At 41.3% G+C, this 17,002-nt stretch carries 17 protein-coding genes; 8 read left to right on the top strand and 9 right to left on the bottom strand.

Annotated features, from left to right (window positions below; translation table 11 throughout):
• Positions 1-16: 16 nt before the first annotated feature.
• Positions 17-1,522: an NAD(P)H-hydrate dehydratase gene (locus HYN43_RS21260; RefSeq protein ID WP_119405954.1), complete on the top strand. Its 1,506-nt coding sequence runs from the start codon at positions 17-19 to the stop codon at positions 1,520-1,522.
• A 347-nt stretch (positions 1,523-1,869) separates the two neighbouring features.
• Here the strand turns inward: HYN43_RS21260 and HYN43_RS21255 are convergent, their stop codons facing one another.
• From HYN43_RS21255 to HYN43_RS21230, 6 genes are all read right to left on the bottom strand, one after another.
• Complete coding sequence (locus HYN43_RS21255) at positions 1,870-2,697, bottom strand: anti-sigma factor (RefSeq protein ID WP_119405953.1); 828 nt, start codon at positions 2,695-2,697, stop codon at positions 1,870-1,872.
• Between the two features lie 2 nt (positions 2,698-2,699).
• A complete protein-coding gene (locus HYN43_RS21250; protein ID WP_119405952.1) occupies positions 2,700-3,251 on the bottom strand; it encodes an RNA polymerase sigma factor in 552 nt (183 codons plus the stop codon).
• 24 nt (positions 3,252-3,275) lie between these two features.
• The gene (gene lipA, locus HYN43_RS21245; RefSeq protein ID WP_119405951.1) at positions 3,276-4,157 is read right to left on the bottom strand and encodes a lipoyl synthase; all 882 of its coding nucleotides are present in this window, start codon (positions 4,155-4,157) and stop codon (positions 3,276-3,278) included.
• 144 nt (positions 4,158-4,301) lie between these two features.
• Positions 4,302-4,631, bottom strand: coding sequence for a bacillithiol system redox-active protein YtxJ (ytxJ, locus tag HYN43_RS21240; RefSeq protein WP_119405950.1), 330 nt, complete (start codon positions 4,629-4,631; stop codon positions 4,302-4,304).
• Positions 4,632-4,865: 234 nt separating this feature from the next.
• Positions 4,866-5,360: a 6,7-dimethyl-8-ribityllumazine synthase gene (ribH, locus tag HYN43_RS21235; protein WP_119405949.1), complete on the bottom strand. Its 495-nt coding sequence runs from the start codon at positions 5,358-5,360 to the stop codon at positions 4,866-4,868.
• A gap of 189 nt (positions 5,361-5,549) precedes the next feature.
• On the bottom strand, positions 5,550-6,227 hold the full coding sequence (locus HYN43_RS21230; protein WP_119405948.1) for a tetratricopeptide repeat protein: 678 nt from the start codon (positions 6,225-6,227) through the stop codon (positions 5,550-5,552).
• 225 nt (positions 6,228-6,452) lie between these two features.
• On the opposite strand from HYN43_RS21230, the gene recF reads away from it, so the two are divergent.
• Positions 6,453-7,553, top strand: a complete 1,101-nt coding sequence (gene recF / locus HYN43_RS21225; protein WP_119405947.1) for a DNA replication/repair protein RecF — start codon at positions 6,453-6,455, stop codon at positions 7,551-7,553.
• Entirely contained in the window at positions 7,546-7,836 is a 291-nt protein-coding gene (locus HYN43_RS21220; protein WP_119405946.1) for a DciA family protein, read from the top strand. Before recF ends, HYN43_RS21220 begins: the two co-directional genes overlap by 8 nt.
• Here the strand turns inward: HYN43_RS21220 and HYN43_RS30480 are convergent.
• Together HYN43_RS30480 and HYN43_RS21215 are read right to left on the bottom strand one after the other, a co-directional pair.
• Positions 7,823-8,017 (bottom strand): hypothetical protein, encoded by a 195-nt coding sequence (locus tag HYN43_RS30480; RefSeq protein ID WP_162996571.1) that lies wholly within the window; start codon positions 8,015-8,017, stop codon positions 7,823-7,825. The genes HYN43_RS21220 and HYN43_RS30480 overlap by 14 nt on opposite strands.
• Before the next feature lie 154 nt (positions 8,018-8,171).
• Entirely contained in the window at positions 8,172-8,591 is a 420-nt protein-coding gene (locus tag HYN43_RS21215) for a nucleoside-diphosphate kinase (protein ID WP_119405945.1), read from the bottom strand.
• A gap of 198 nt (positions 8,592-8,789) precedes the next feature.
• On the opposite strand from HYN43_RS21215, the gene HYN43_RS21210 reads away from it, so the two are divergent.
• The 5 genes from HYN43_RS21210 (at position 8,790) to HYN43_RS21190 (ending at position 13,775) form a co-directional block, all read left to right on the top strand.
• Complete coding sequence (locus HYN43_RS21210) at positions 8,790-9,800, top strand: DHH family phosphoesterase (protein ID WP_119405944.1); 1,011 nt, start codon at positions 8,790-8,792, stop codon at positions 9,798-9,800.
• Between the two features lie 2 nt (positions 9,801-9,802).
• Positions 9,803-10,771, top strand: coding sequence for an FKBP-type peptidyl-prolyl cis-trans isomerase (locus tag HYN43_RS21205; RefSeq protein ID WP_119405943.1), 969 nt, complete (start codon positions 9,803-9,805; stop codon positions 10,769-10,771).
• Between the two features lie 60 nt (positions 10,772-10,831).
• Positions 10,832-11,824, top strand: a complete 993-nt coding sequence (locus HYN43_RS21200; RefSeq protein ID WP_119405942.1) for an FKBP-type peptidyl-prolyl cis-trans isomerase — start codon at positions 10,832-10,834, stop codon at positions 11,822-11,824.
• A 123-nt stretch (positions 11,825-11,947) separates the two neighbouring features.
• Positions 11,948-12,715: a TatD family hydrolase gene (locus HYN43_RS21195; protein ID WP_119405941.1), complete on the top strand. Its 768-nt coding sequence runs from the start codon at positions 11,948-11,950 to the stop codon at positions 12,713-12,715.
• A 37-nt stretch (positions 12,716-12,752) separates the two neighbouring features.
• Positions 12,753-13,775 (top strand): asparaginase, encoded by a 1,023-nt coding sequence (locus HYN43_RS21190; protein ID WP_119405940.1) that lies wholly within the window; start codon positions 12,753-12,755, stop codon positions 13,773-13,775.
• Here HYN43_RS21190 and HYN43_RS21185 read toward each other — a convergent pair whose 3' ends face one another.
• Positions 13,776-16,916, bottom strand: coding sequence for a TIR domain-containing protein (locus HYN43_RS21185; protein ID WP_119405939.1), 3,141 nt, complete (start codon positions 16,914-16,916; stop codon positions 13,776-13,778).
• Between the last annotated feature and the right edge of the window lie 86 nt (positions 16,917-17,002).

The raw sequence follows: 17,002 nt of genomic DNA, 5'->3' as shown, positions 1-17,002 counted from the left end.
CCTTACTTTAGGATATATGCTGCCATTATTAATTTCCGAGCAAATTCGTGAAGGCGATGCCTATACCATCGCCAATGAGCCAATCTCGTCCGTCAATTTGATGGAACGTGCCTCGAGGGCCTTTGTAGGTTGGTTTGTGAACCGTTTTCCTGATAAAAACGAGCCGATAACTTTTTACTGCGGCACCGGAAACAATGGCGGCGACGGCCTGGCTATAGCGAGAATACTGTGCGACCATCATTACAATAAACTTAATGTGGTAATTGCCCGCTTTTCAGAAAAAAGCTCCGACGATTTCAAGGCTAATTATGAGCGCTTAAAACAAACCTGTGTCACAATAAAAGAGCTTGAAAAAGGAACGCAGATTCCGGAAGATAACAGCCGTGTAATTATTGATGCTTTGCTGGGCAGCGGCTTAAACAAACCACTCGCAGGCGATTATGCCCGGTTGGTTAATTTTATTAATGATTTGGATAAAACGGTTGTTGCCGTTGATGTACCTACGGGTTTTTTCTCAGATGGAGAAGTTCCACAAAATGCTATTGCGATAAAAGCGGGGCTGGTAATTACTTTTCAGCAGCCAAAAATCAATTTCCTTTTGCCCGAATCGGCACCATATGTTGATTGCTGGGAAGCAGTTAATATAGGCATTAGCGAAAAATTTGTACACTCGCTAAACTCGCCATATCAGTTTGTTGAAGAAAAGGATATAAGGCAGATATTGAAACCCCGGCACCATTTTAGTAATAAAGGTACCTACGGCCATGTATTGCTGATAGCCGGACAGGAAAAAACGATGGGGGCGGCTTTGTTAAGTTCATCTGCCGCGGCGCATGCCGGTGCAGGTTTAACCACGGCCTGCATCCCCGAAAGTGGTTTAACAGCCTTAAACAGCTACCTGCCCGAGGTGATGGCTATTACACGAAGAGAGAATACAATGCCCCAAATTGAGTGGGATAAATTTAGCACCATAGCCGTAGGACCTGGCCTTGGTAAGGATGGTGAGGCTTTGGCGCTGCTAAAAACCATCATCAAAAACTATAAAAAGCCCCTTGTTATTGATGCCGATGCACTAAACCTGCTTGCCGAAAATAAAGAGTTATTGACTATGCTACCCGCAGGCAGTATTTTAACCCCGCACATGAAAGAGTTCGACAGGCTTTTTGGCACGCATAGCAATTGGTGGCAGCGCCTGCAAACAAGCATTGTAAAAGCTAAAGAATTAAACCTCTGCATTATCCTCAAAAACGATTATACCATAACAGCCACGCCCGCCGGCAAGGCTTATTTTAATTCGACCGGAAACCCGGCTATGGCCAGCGGAGGAATGGGTGATGTGCTTACCGGCATTGTTGCTGCCTTATTAGCTCAAAAATATAAACCGGCCGATGCTTGTATTATGGCAGTTTATATTCATGGCAAGGCGGGTGATGAGCTGGCATTACCCAACCGTATGAACGTGGTTTTGCCGGGTAAACTCATTACCCAGCTACCGGTAACTATGGCAAAGTTAAAAGCATAAAAAAACGGCTGCAAGTATCATACAGCCGTTTTTGATTAACTATTAACTGATCTTATAAAGAACTAAATACTCAAATTTTGGAGGTTAGGTTTTTTGTTTTTATACCGTCTTTAAACCCTAACTAATCATAAGACGTTTGCACATTACTATTAGTTACAAAAAAACGAATAATTGGTTTGGCTTTTGGTTAAAAAAATGTTAAATAATTCGCGTAGTGTGCTTTACGTTTACGTAATGTATAAATTGGATACTCTATAACGCACAAAAAGCTTACATTGTTTTTTGCAGATGCAAAAAAATGTAAGCTTTTTTTATCAGATTCCCCGGGGCGAGGGGTTTGTTTGCTGTTAGTATTTGCCCAGTACCACCATTTCGCTTAAGGTTGGGCTTGCGCTGCCACCGCGAGGTTCAAGTGTTACTGCAAATGCATCGGCTGCTGCTATGGCTTTCATGTTTTTAAAGCCGCTTGAATCTGCAGTAGCGTCAAATACACCCAAGTCAACCGGTTTGCCACCCACCAATGCCCAAAGCTGGTATTGATGTGTTTTATCATTGGCCGGCAGTTTAAGCGCTTCCATATCAATAACCACTTTTTGTTTAGATGGGCTAAAGGCTACAGTCATGACTGCTTCAGGCGATTTGGCTGTACCTTTTAAGTGGATCAGTTTATATGATGTATCGCGCAGCAGGCTCAACTCGTCATCCTTGGCGCTAACAGTATTGCTAAAGCGCTGGGTTTGCAGCTGCATGGCACTTAATTGGTTATCAGTAGCCTGCAGGCGCTGATAAACGTTAATTAATGCAACAGTTGCGCCTATCAGCAATGCGAGGCATGCTGCAAAAGCGTATTTGTAAAAGTTGGATCCTTGTTTAACAGGCGAAGTCATCGGTACAACGTTTTCACGTTCTACGTGTGTTGCTGTCGGGAAGTTGTTATCGTCGCTAAAATTAGTTAACAAGCTGCCTAATATACGGTTGCGCAGGTGTTCGGGTGGTTCAATTGCGTTTTCTTCGGCATACAGTTCCAGCGATTGCTCAATTTCATCCAGTTCAGCCTTAACTTCCGGATGCTTTAAAGCCATCTCTTCTACCTGTAACTTTTGTGCCGGGCTTACATCGCCAAGTACATAAAGTTCAAGTATTCCTGATTCTATATATGCTTTTACGTCTTCCACTTTCAATTAAAATGTTTTCTGAGTTCCAGGATGGCCATTCTTAACCGGGTTTTAATGGTGCCCAGCGGTATACCTAATTCTTCGGCTGCCTCCACATGGGTATAACCTTTAAAATACACCAGGTCAATAATAAGCTGCTGCTCGGGCTTTAGCGTTTGCACCAAGTCTTTAACACCCATTAACTCAGGTTTGTAAACTGTATTCCTTTGTTCGTCAATGAAAGTTACGTTATTTTCAATCTCCTGGTTTTTGTTTTGGTTCTTAAAATCTTTTGATCTGATCTTATCTATCGCAAGGTTACGTGCGATATTAACCATCCAGGTAAATAAGCGGCCTTTTTCAGTGCTGTAGCTTGAAAAGGAATGCCAGATTTTTACAAAGGTTTCCTGTAAAACATCTTCGGCAATAGCGCTATCATTTATAATACGTGATATAACCCCGAATAACGAGGCCGAATACATATCATACAACGCTTCTACGGCAATTTTTTCCCGTTGCTGTAATGACAGCACAAGTTCTTCTTCGGATAGCGATATTTTGCGTTTTTTACTCAACGTGGTGAAGATATAAAGGAAATATCACATTTCAAACAAGTGTTTTTCTGCGTGATATGACGAGCGTACCAGGGGGCCGCTTTCAACATATTTAAATCCTTTATCCAAACCAAATTGCTTGTAACGCGCAAACTGATCGGGGTGTATCCAGTCAATTACCGGGTGGTGGTTACGGGTTGGCTGTAAATACTGGCCTAATGTAAGGATATGCACACCGGCTGCCAGCAAATCGTCCATGGCTTCCAAAACATCTTCTTCAGTCTCGCCCAAACCCAGCATAATGCCCGATTTGGTACGTAAACCGGCTGCCGAAATATGTTTTAGGGCCTCCAAGCTACGATCATATTTAGCCTGGATGCGCACCTCCTTGGTAAGGCGGCGTACAGTTTCGATGTTGTGGGATACTACTTCGGGGCGGGTTTCCAGCACGCGGGCCAGGTTATCCCAGTTGCCTTTAAAATCTGGCAGCAGGGTTTCCAATGTAGTATCGGGGCTTTCACGGCGGATAGCATTGATGGTTTCGGCCCAGATAATAGAGCCGCCATCTTTCAGATCATCACGATCAACCGAGGTAATAACGCAATGCTTTACCTGCATCAGTTTTACTGATGTTGCCACGCGGTTTGGCTCGTCAACATCAACAGCCAAAGGCCTGCCGGTTGCAACGGCGCAAAACGAGCATGAGCGGGTACAAATGTTACCCAAAATCATGAAAGTAGCAGTACCGGCACCCCAGCACTCGCCCATGTTAGGGCAGTTACCACTTTCGCATATAGTGTGCAGCTTATGGGTATCAACCAGGCTGCGTACGTGGGCATATTCTTTTCCTGTAGGAAGTTTAACCCTAAGCCAATCGGGCTTACGCACGGGCTGGCTAACAGCAGGAACTACCGGCAAATCAATCATAATGCAAATGTAGTTAAAAACTGAATATTGTTATTAGTCCATAGACGATGGTCGATAGTCCATGGTAATTGAAAATAAAATAATCGAAATATTAAGTATGCAAAAGAACCATGGTCTATGGACTATAGACCATGGACTAAATATCTAACTCAACACCTCCAGCGTTTCATCTACAGAAATGCCGCTGTGGGATTGATCGAGGATACATTCGCCATCTTTAATCAGTAATAACTGAGGCGATTCATGATGTACCTGAAACATCTGTGCTACCTGGTTTGACAGGTCGCGGTATTTAATCAGGTCGAGAAAATAAAGGGGCATATTTTCGGGAAGATTATCCCAGTCAAGCTCAAAACGCCTTTTAGCCATCATGCTGATAGAGCAGCGTGTGCTATGTTTAAAAATGAGGCTATAGCCCTCCTGTTGTTTGATCGCCAAAAGCTGATCGGCCGTCTCCAACGATATCCAGTTCATATTAATTATATTGTTAAAAGTGCTATAACGTGTAATTATAACACAAAAAACGCATAATGTGTTTAGCCGGGTTTAAAAATGACAATAGCCTGTTACCTACCGGTTTTAGGATATGAACCGTAAGCCGGGCACAATTTGTTTGAGCATGATGATACGGTGGCAACCGCTGCGGCTATAAGCGCTATGTAAACTAACTTTTTCATTTAAATCCTAAACTTTACTGTTTAACGGCTTTTAATTGTTTAATGTTTCAGCAAGGGCAGCCATTTTAATGGCGGTAATGGCAGCTTCATCGCCTTTGTTGCCATGTTTGCCGCCGGCCCTGTCAATAGCCTGTTGCTGGTTATCAGTTGTTAATACCCCAAATATAACAGGTTTTGAGTATTTTATGGCAACATTACTTACTCCGTTTGCTACGGCGTTGCAAATAAAATCAAAGTGGCGGGTTTCGCCCTGTATTACGCAGCCGAGACAAATCACGGCATCAAGATCACCTTTTTTTAATAAAAGCTCGGCACCCGATGTTAATTCGAAACTGCCCGGTACCTGGTACGAGAAAATGTTTTCGGCAAGTGCACCGTTATCAACCAGGCTTTTGTAGGCTCCCTGGTAAAGGGCGTTGGTAATTTCGGCGTTCCATTCGGCCACTACAATACCAAAACGGTACGGTGCTGCCGAGGGGATCTCGGTATTTGAAAAATCAGAAAGGTTTTTTAAGTGAGTAGCCATGGTGATGTTATTTCGGATATCGGATGTTCGATTTCGGATTTAATTAATTTGGAATTTCGATTTCGGATTTGATTGCAATTTATATTTAAAAATGCTTATAAAATAAAAATGTTCGATTTCTGAATTATGTAAGCGGTTATTCTGCTCTCATAAATCCGAAATCGAACATCCGAAATTCGATATTAAAAATTAAAGTTTTGCTTCGGCACGAGCTATATACTCGTCAATATTTTGAGCCTCGTTGCTTTCAGGATATTCTGTTTTGATCCTTTTGTAAGCTTCTGCAGCATCTTTGTTGTTTTTCTGAGCCTCGTAGGTTAAGCCTAATTTTTTAAGGTAAAGTGGAGATAGGAATTTGTTTTTTGCCTTATCAACAGCTTTGCTAAAATAAGTTACTGCTTTTTCGTAATCTTTCAGTTCAACATATGCGTCACCGGTGCTGCCGTAAGCTTCGGCTGCAACCATGCTGTCATCGCCGCGGTAGTTGGTTAAGTTATCAATAGCTTTGCGGTAGTCGCCCTTGTTAAGATAAGCAGTACCCAGGTAAAAGTAAGCAAGGTTTGCTGCTTTGGTATTGCTGTAATCGGTAATGATCTTTTCAAAACCAGGGAAACCGGCATCGCCTTTAATGGCTTTATCCCAATTTTTTTGCTGCCAAAAATCCTGCGCTTTATACATCTGGTTGGCGGCTGTAACCTCCCGCGGACCTAAATACAATTTTAAATAAATAAAATAGATGGCAATAAGGGCAACAATAGCCCCTACAATAAATAATAAGCTCTTTTGGTTCTCGCGCACAAATTTGCCACTCTGACCAAATGTGTTTTCAGGTGCTGCAACTTTAGTGTTCGCCTCGGTTTTTGACATTGTTGTTCTAAAATTAAGTTTGCAAAAATACGGTTTTCAAAATTACTGGCAATAGCTTTTGTATTAAATCTTTAATGAGGTTCAATAGTTCATTGGTTCATTAGTTATTTGGTGCTTAAATGTGCAATATTAAAGCAAATTTTACCTTAGCAATTATCCTCCATCCCACTAATGAACAAATGAACCAGTGAACTAATGAGCGGAAATGCCTAAATTTGCCCTCCCATGTATCTCCAGCAATTATCCGTTATCAATTTTAAAAATTACGATGAGGCCGAACTGGTTTTTAGCGAGGGGGTTAATGCGTTTACCGGGAATAACGGAGCGGGTAAAACCAATTTGCTGGATGCCATTCACTACCTGTCGTTATGTAAAAGTTATTTTAACCCGATAGATAGCCAGCAGATTAAACAGGGTGCCGAGTTTTTTATAGTTACCGGCACGTTTAACAAAAACGATCAGCCCGAGGCGGTGGCCTGCTCGGTAAAGCGCAATCAAAAAAAACAGTTTAAGCGTAATAAGAAGGATTACCAGCGCCTGGCCGATCATATCGGGCTGCTGCCCCTGGTAATGATCTCGCCTTATGATATCAGTATTATTACCGAGGGGAGCGAAGAGCGGCGCAAGTTTATTGATAATGTGATATCGCAAACGGATAACCATTATCTGGATGAACTGATTACCTATAACAAGATCCTTACTAATCGTAATGCGCTGCTAAAACAAATTGCGGATACGGGTAAATACGATCCGGGTTTGCTTGAGATTATAGACGAGCAGTTAAGCACATCCGGTAACCGCATTTTTGAGCGCCGCCGTAATTTTATGGATGGCTTTGTTGAGATTTTTAATAAGCACTACCATTTTATAAGCGATAATGCCGAACCGGTTGAACTGGTTTATGAATCGCAATTACTTACAGACAGTTTTGACCATTTGCTGCAAAAAACCTTTAACCGCGACCGGGCGTTAGAGCGTACCACAGCAGGCATACATAAAGATGATTTGCAGTTTAATATCCATGGTATGCCCATGAAAAAGTTTGGATCGCAGGGACAGCAAAAATCATTTTTAATTGCGCTTAAGCTGGCTCAGTATACGTTTTTATATCAGCAAAAAGGATTTAAACCTTTGCTGCTGCTTGATGATATTTTTGATAAACTGGATGATAACCGCGTTACCAAGCTAATGCAAATGGTATCCAATAACGATTTTGGGCAGGTGTTTATAACCGATACCGGCGTTGAGCGCGTTGAGCAGGTTTTTAATAAAATAGGGGTTGCTGTAAAACTGTTTAAAGTAAAAGGAGGGGCAATAGATGCGTAAAACGAACGATAAAACACTGAAAGAGGCAATTGAGCAAATGCTTAACGTTTATAAAATAAAACGCCGTTTTGACGAAACAGGGGTGGTGAATTTCTGGCCCGAGCTGGTGGGTAAATCAGTAGCCAACCGAACAAAGGAAATTTTTGTGAGGGATAAAAAACTGTTTTTACGTATCGAATCGTCCGTTATTAAGCACGAACTGGCCCTGATGCATACGCAGATTATCCAGAAAATAAACGAAGAAGCTAAATCGGTATTGGTTGAAGAGATTATCTTCCTCTAAGCATGCGCCAGCCATGCTTAATGCGGATCTCGTCTGTAAGTTTTGAGTAGCAAAGGATAAATAAACCAGGAATTGAAAATGCCAATTGTGCTTCAGGATGATTTCTGTAAAGCATTAACGAACCGATAACCAGTAATACCAATACCAGCACGTAGAAGATATATTTGAATAGCGGTTTCATAATGGCCTAATTTCTTGATCTTGTTATAATTAATGTAATACAGTTTAGGAGATGTTTTGTAAAGTTACAAAAATTGAAACCATAATAACAAGATTTTCGTAAACAATTTCGGGTGTAATGTTTTCGTTACAATTACACCCGAAAAAGCGGCTGGTTAAAACCTTTCGAAGGCCGAAAAGAAGAAGTTTCCTTCAATATCTGCATTCTCATCAGAATCTGAACCATGAACAGCATTTTCGCCAATTGATTTGGCGTATTTTTTACGGATGGTGCCTTCGGCCGCATCGGCAGGGTTGGTAGCACCAATAAGAGCACGGAAGTCGGCAATAGCATTGTCTTTTTCCAAAATAGCGGCTACAATAGGACCAGACGACATAAAGTCAACCAATCCCTGGTAAAAAGGACGCTCTTTGTGAACTTCGTAAAATAAACCTGCTTTTTCGGCTGATAAAGCGGTGTATTTAAGCGCTACAATTTTAAACCCGCCTTTGGTGATCATGTCTAAAATGCCACCGATATTGCCGGCTGCAACAGCATCGGGCTTAATCATGGTAAATGTTCTGTTGGTTTTCATTTAAATTGTTATTTTTTTTGATGATTTACAGGCTAAACGTACTTAGTGTAATTGTTTAAAACCCCGGGCTATGGCAATAGCCCCGAAATTTGCGGCAAAAGTAGGGTTTTACAACTGTAAGATAAAGCTTTTTGAATTAAATTAGATGGTTTGTATTTAATTAATTTATTTAGCTTTGCAACTCTTTTTTAAGAATTGATGTTAGATTTAGCCGCCCTGAGCGACCTTTTAAAGCAGCCGCAAAAAATAGTGATCACCACGCATCATAAACCCGATGGTGATGCGATGGGCTCGTCGTTAGGTTTGTACAACTATCTTATTCAGCAAGGTCACCATGCCCAGGTGATTGCCCCAACCGATTATCCTGATTTTTTGAGCTGGCTGCCAGGTAATGAAAACGTAATTGTTTATACCGAAAACCTTGAACAGGCTGCCGAACTGATAGCAGAGGCTAAACTGATATTCTGTCTTGATTTTAATGCCTTAAGCCGTATTAATGATATGGGCGAATTGGTAGGCGCAAGTGAAGCCTACAAAATCATGATCGACCATCACCTCGAACCGGCCGATTTTGATGATTACCGCCACTGGGATATCAACGCCTGCGCTACGGCGCAACTGGTTTATGATTTTATTGTAAACGAGCTTAAACACCCCGAACTTGTTAATAAAGATGTAGCTACCTGCCTTTATACAGGTATTATGACGGACTCGGCTTCGTTCAGGCTACCCAATACAACATCAACCGTACACCGCATAGTTGCCGACCTGATTGATGCCGGCGCAGTAAACTGGCGCATTCACGAGTTGGTTTATAACAGCGCTTCCGAAAACAGGCTTCGCTTTTTAGGTCACTGCCTGGCCAACTGCCTTGAAGTACTGCCCGAATACAATACCGCCATTATTGCCGTTAGTAAACAGGACCTTGAAAGGTTTGACGTAGAAACCGGAGATACCGAAGGTGTGGTTAACTACGCCCTATCCATGGCTACCATCCATTTGGCTGCCTTTATTGTTGAACGTGCCGACAGGGTGAAACTCTCACTCCGCTCAAAAGGTGAGTTTCCGGCAAACGAGATCTGCAAAAAATATTTTAACGGCGGCGGGCACCGTAACGCAGCAGGAGGGCACTCAGATGCACCTTTGGCGGTGGTTATTGAACAGTTTAAACAAATATTACCTGAGTATAAAAAACTATTAATACAGTAAAAATGAACAAAAAACTGATGTTTGTGGCACTTGCGGCCATTGGATTTGCAGGTTGCAACGGCGGATTTAAGCAGGGCGATGGCGGCTTGCTTTATAATATCCACACCTCAAAAGGCGGTGCAAAACTTAAAGAAGGCGATTTTATGAGCCTTAACATGATCCTGAAAACTGATAAGGATTCAATTATCGATAACTCGTACGATAATGGTACACCAATTTTTAGCCCTATGCCAAAATCACAAACTAAAGGTGATATTGTTTCGGGTTTGGCATTATTAGGCGAAGGCGATAGTGCTACCATTAAAGTATCGGTTGATTCTTTGCGTAAAAACGGGCAACAGGTACCTCCAACCTTTAAAGGCAAATACCTGGTGTATGTAGTTAAAATTGAAAAGGTGATTGCCAAAGGCGCGTTAAATGAAAATGTTTTCCGCGATAGGGTTATGCAATATATCAACGGCCAAAAAGACGCGCTTAAAACCAAAGAGCCTGGTAAAATCGCTGCTTATTTCAGCAAACACCAGGATTTGAAGTTTAACAAAACTGCATCGGGCTTAAATTATGCCATCACCACTCCGGGCAGCGGCCCTAACGTGGCAAATGGCGATACTGCAGTAATAAACTATACTTTAAGGCTTACCACAGGTAAGGTTTTAGAAACCAGTGAAAAAGCTGTGGCCCTGAAAGAAAAAATGCCTATCAACCCAATGAATCCTTATCAGCCGCTGCGTGTTGCTGTTGGCGAAGGCAGGGTAATTAAAGGCTGGGATGAAGGCTTGTTATTGTTGAATAAAGGTGCCAAAGCGGTATTGGTAGTGCCGTCGGTATTAGCTTACGGAGAGCAGGGAGGCCAGGGCATGCAGCCTTATACTCCGCTTGTATTTGATGTAGAAATTGTAAACATTGTACATCCAAATCCTAATGCACCAAAACCAACAGCGCCGCAAATGCCTGCACCGCTAACCAAATAATTAAAATTTTTTACAAAGCCTTTCCTGCTTAAACAGGAAAGGCTTTTTTATTTATAGCGTATGAAAAAGCACTTTTTTTATTTTTTAATAGCTGCGTTAGCCGTATTTGCTTCAAAGGCCAACGCGCAAACCGAAGGCTTGCAGAAAACCGATAAAGGTTCGTTTTATAAAATATACACGGCCAACCCCGGCGATAAACCGAAGCTTAATGATGTTATTACTTTTAACTTTATCCAAAAAACGGATAAAGATTCGGTATTGTTCAGTAGCTATACTGCCGGCAGGCCGGCCCAGGCGCAGATCCAGGAATGGCGCGCTTTGGGCGATATGATGGATATATTCCCACTGCTTGCCGTTAAGGACAGTGCACTGGTAAAAGTTCCTACCGATTCGGTATTTAAAGGACACGAAGAAGCCCGTCCGCCATTCTTCCCGAAAGGAAGCTATCTTGTTTTTATTATCAAGATGGAGAAAATCCAATCGTTAAATGATGCTATTGCCGAAAGGAATGCCGGGTTGGAAAAGCTGAAACAAGCCGAAGCTGTTGACAGGGATAAGTATATCGCCGCTCATGGCCTTAAACCCCTTACTACGGCATCGGGCTTAAAATATATTATTACCAGTCCTTCGGCCAAAAAGAAACCGCTTGCAGGCGATACTGTACTGGTAAATTATACCGGCAAAACGCTTAATGGTAAAGTGTTTGACAGTAGCGTGGAGGCCAATGCCAAAGCAGCAGGCCTGGAACAACCGGGCCGCACCTACGAACCCATCAGCGTTGTTTTAGGCGAAAACCGCGTAATTCAAGGTTGGGAAGAGGGTTTGCTTTTGCTGAATGAAGGCTCAAAAGCAACGTTCATCATCCCGTCGTCAATAGGTTATGGCGACCGTGGAAATGGGCCTGCTATTCCCGGATACAGCACATTGTTGTTTGATCTGGAACTGGTAAAGGTGAAACCGGGTAAACACCTTGTAGCACCCAAGCCCGCTGCCGGTAAAACACCGGTTAAAAAAGTTGGTGCAAAGAAACCCGTAGCTAAAAAGAAAAACTAATTATAAAGCCTCCTGCCAAAAACAGGAGGCTTTTTGTTTGATATTATCCGGCTTTAATTGGGTAGGATGATACTTTACCGCAATAAATTCGTTATTACATAGTTCAAGGATTATTTTTGCAGCATGGTTTTAACCGACACGCACACCCATTTATACTACGAAACCATCCCCGAAAAGCGCAAGGCATTAATGCAGCGTTGTATCGATAATCAAATCACCCGCTTGTTTTTACCCAATGTTGATGCAGCTTCGGTACCCCTGATATACGGCTTGGTTGAAGAATATCCGCAATATTGTTACCCCATGCTGGGCCTGCATCCCTGCGATGTAAATGAGAACTGGGAAGCCGAGCTATCGGCGATCATGAACGCCCATCAGCAAAACAAGATCTATGCTATAGGCGAGATCGGCATCGACCTGTATTGGGATAAAAACCATTTAAAAGAGCAGGTAGATGCTTTTGTAAAACAAATTAACTGGGCAAAAAGCCTTGATTTGCCAATAGTAATTCACTGCCGCGATGCTTTTAACGAAGTTTACGAAGTACTGAAACAGGAAGCCGACGAAAAACTGCGCGGCATTTTTCATTGTTTTGGCGGCACAGTTGAACAGGCCCGGCAGGTAATCGACCTGAATTTTTACCTGGGAATAGGAGGGATAGTTACCTACAAAAACTCGGGACTTGATAAAGTTATACCCGAAATTGACTTAAAACATATAGTTTTAGAAACAGATTCTCCGTACCTTACGCCCGTTCCGTTCAGGGGTAAACCTAATGAAAGCTCATACCTGGTGTATATTGCCCAAAAAGTAGCCGAGCTTCAGCAAACAAGCATCGAAAAAGTGGCCGAAGCCACTACCGAAAATTCCAGGCTTGTGTTCGGAATTTAAAATTGTTTAATATTTAAAACAGCATATAACTTAATTAATGAGCCAAATTTTAATCATCTATACCGGAGGGACAATAGGTATGATGAGTGATCCGGTTACAAAGGTGCTCAAACCTATTAACTTTGAGCAGATAATGGATAATGTGCCCGAGCTTGAAAAGCTTAACTGCCGCATTAAAGTACACTCGTTTGATGAGATTATCGATTCATCAAACATGAACCCCGAAATCTGGAGCGAACTGGCCGGGTTAATTCAGGCAAATTATCATGATAACGATGGTTTTGTGATTTTACACGGATCGGATACCATGGCTTATACAGCTTCGGCATTAAGTTTTATGTTAGAGAATTTGGGCAAGCCCATCATCTTCACCGGTTCGCAACTGCCCATCAGTGCCATCCGCACCGATGCAAAAGAGAACCTGATGACGGCTATCGAAATAGCCAAAGCCAAAAAGAACGATCGCGCCCGGGTGCCGGAGGTTTGTATCTATTTTGATTATAAACTTTTCCGCGGTAACAGGGCTTTTAAATATAACTCATCAAAGTTTGAAGCTTTCCGCTCACCAAACTATCCTATCCTGGCCGAATCGGGCGTGCATTTGCGTTTCAGCGTAAATGATATCAGGCAACCCGAAGAAGAGAGCGCACTGATCATCCACAATAACCTGGTGAACGATGTGGGGGTACTTAAACTGTATCCGGGTATCAGTCCTAAAGTGGTTAAAAATATTTTAAGTGCCGACGTACGCGGCATAGTAATGGAAACCTTCGGTGCCGGTAACACCACAACCGATGCCTGGTTTATCGACTTGCTTAAAAACGCTATAGATAGTGGCAAAGTAATTCTTGATATTTCACAATGTAAAGTAGGCACTGTTGAATTGGGCCGTTACGAAACCAGCAAGCACCTGAAAGATATAGGCGTAGCCAACGGTTATGATATGACGTTTGAATCGGCTGTAACCAAAATGATGTACCTGTTGGGGCAAAGCGATGACCCGTTGCAGGTGAAGGAGTGGCTGGAGACTGATTTGAGGGGGGAGATTACGGTATCGTAGCTACAATAGCGTTCGGAGTGCTTCGATAGCTTCGAGCCACTTATCATCAGCGTTGACATCTTTAATCTGGGTGACATTTTTTTCGGTTGCCTGATTATTTGATGTTTGTTGAAATTGTGAAAGCTTGGTTCGGCGCCAGCTACTGGGGTGAAGTTCAATAAAGAAAAACTTTGAATAATCATCCGAAAATTGATCTATTGCCAACGGAATCTCGGTTTCCATTATATATTGGGTTGCTAAAAAATCGGGACTTAATAGAAATACGATCAGATCAGAGTTTTTCATTTCTTGTCTGATTGTATCATCCCATTTTGTGCCAGGTTCAATCATCCTGTCATACCACGGCTCAATCAATTTTTCATTTTTTAATACCTGTAAATGTGTAATGAAGCGCTTTACAAAGGCGGCATTTGCAGACGAGTATGAAATGAAAAGTTTTTTTGGAACACGTTCAAAATGCTCCATGTGCTTAAGGCCATTAATACTAAAAGTATTATTATCTTTATAAAATACGTACTGGCCGGCATTTACCTGTTCTTTTAACCAGTTAACCTCAAAGAATTGACGGCTGTTTACAGAAATCATTTTTTTAACAGAGCATCCGGCGTTTAATTGTTCAAGTGTACGCATTACATCGCCTTCAAATTTATGTTTTGAAAACTGCGTAAGGGTGCGCATATTGATTATACCGCAATTGGTATTCTTTTCAAATTCAATTAATATTATTTTCTTTTCGTCGCCCTCAGTGTTGGCAATCATAATACCATTGCGCCAAAAGGGAAGGTTCTTTATGCCTTCAGCCTCTTCCATATTGGCACCCTCAAGGTATTTTGAAAATAACCTCAACAGGATGTTTTTATGAAAATAGGCATCGTACATAAAGCGCACCTGGTTATGCCTGAAAGCGGGTAAAAAGAATTCAATTCTTGCCTCTGGTTTTACTGGTAGAAATTGAGGAGCCAAATAAGCCGAAGGCCCAATTTTGATAATAGAACTGTTTTGCGCTAAAAGTTCAAGAATTTCTTTATTGAAAGGGATATTTACAAGCTGGTGATCGTAAAAGATACCTTTGTCCTGCCCTTTTTTTGCAAGCTCCATTATCTTTTTAATTTGAACATTTAGCCGGGCAACATCGGTATAGATTTTGTCCTTTTGGTCAAAATAAACAATGCCCATGTTATTCATAATATGAGCCAGTACCCGGGCGTTCACTTCTTTAAAAGAAACAGTTGGGCCTTTAATTCTTGATTTGCAATCACGCCAGAACTCATCTATAGACATTACCTTCAACTCTTTATTTTTCTTCAGGTAATGCAGAACAATTTCGTGCTCGTAGCTTAATAAGTTGCGCCCGGCTAAGGGTACAGATTTAATAAATTCGCCTAATACCTCTAATAAGATTGACGTTCTTTTACCTGTTAGTAAAGAAATATCAAAAAAACCCCAGATATTATCGTTCTCTTTAGCTAATCTTTGCTGATCAACATACTGTCGCTTATATGTCGGCTGTTGCGGGGCGAGATCTATTTTGTTTTGGATAATCAAAACCGGAGGCAGGGAGGTGTTTACAGTTGATAATACCTCTTTGGATTTTTCTGACAAATTGTATTTAATAGATTCGAGCCAATACTCCAGGGGATAATTTTCATAGGTTATATTATCGGCATCTTCCCTCTCTTCATAATGATTACTTTCCTGGTCCCACAGCAAAATATATGCGGTATCGCTTGAGTAAAACATTTTGTGGGCATCGTGATAGTAATCCTGGCCACCGAAATCAAAAATATTAATTTGAATGGCTTGTCCGCCTTTTTCATCGTTAAAAGGAGATCGCCAGAATTGAATGTCAAGTAAATCTGTCGAGGTGCTGTTTAGGGTGATTTTATTTGTGCGTATAAATTCGCTGAAATTTGTTTTACCTGCCCTGCTATTGCCAACAAGCACTAATTTAAGAATGTTAACATTATTAAGACCAAACCTGTCTGCTTCTTCAAAATATCTTATTATTTCCTCATTGCCTTTTATTACTAATTCCGGAGGGGGTTCTGCCAATAGATTGTTGTTTGCTATCGTAATTCCAACATCAGGTAGGTTTTCGGCTTTATCATAATATACGGGTAATCCATTTTGGATATGCCATAAAAGGGGTCTTAATGTTACTAATTTATTGTCTGTTAGATGAATAAGGTTTAGTGAGTGTAAGCTTTCGAGATCTTCAATTTCTTCAACTAAATTGTGAGATATATAAAAGCTTTTGAGATTTTTTAGTTGACTAATATTTGCAATAACCTTTATTTGATTATACGACAAGCGTAATGCCTTTAAATTAACACAAACAGATAATCCGTTAATTTCTTCGATATTATTGCTGCCAAGATCAAGTATGACCAGTGATATAAGGGAACTGAGCGATTCAATTTTTACTATTGAATTATCTGATAGGTAAAGTGTGGATAAGCGTTTATTAGCATTAAGGTTCTCGATTTTTTTAATTTGATTTTTACTTAAATCCAAGACTTCTAAATTCACCATATTGTCAAGGTGATAGATTTCTTGTATAAGATTTTGTTTTAAAATCAGTTTCGATATCCAATCCATTCCCCACAATAATTCAGGAATATACTCGAGATTACAGCTACTAAGATCGAGTGTCCCGGTACGATCATGGATTTCCACACCAATATTCCATAATGCCCTTGGGTTGAGCGGAGACAGGAATGAACTTACTGTCGTCACAATCTCTTTATAGGCCGCCTCGAAGTCCATAAAAGTTGAAACAGGTTCGCCGAATTTAGGGACGACCTGGTAACTGCTAAACTCATAACCTTTCCAGTTACAGGGCTTTAATATGACAGGTAATATCTTTCTGTTTTCCGTCTTGATACTATATATATGGGCAAGTTCATTTCTAACAGTTTCGGAAGAAAGATAATCCGGAGAGACCAACAAGAGGAAGATATCTGCACTTTCGCGCATGGTATCTAATTTTCCCTTCCACTCATCTGCACCTGTTAGCAGATCGTCGGAAAGCAGGTTGAAGTTCAGCGGCAGAATTTTTAGATAATGCTCTAATGTTGTTTTGTAGCTTTTGTCATAGTGAGAATATGATATGAAAATGTTAGGTATATCAGAGTTGCTCATGCGCTAAATTCAGGTTGCTCTAATATAGTTTATTAAACAATTTGTTCAAAGCCTGCCTAAAACACTTTGTGGTATCAGGATCCCAC

This window comes from Mucilaginibacter celer (genome assembly GCF_003576455.2).
In the GTDB taxonomy this organism is placed as follows: Bacteria; Bacteroidota; Bacteroidia; order Sphingobacteriales; family Sphingobacteriaceae; genus Mucilaginibacter; species Mucilaginibacter celer.
The sequence above is the reverse complement of the archived record's forward strand: the minus strand, read 5'-3'. Positions and strand labels throughout refer to the sequence as shown.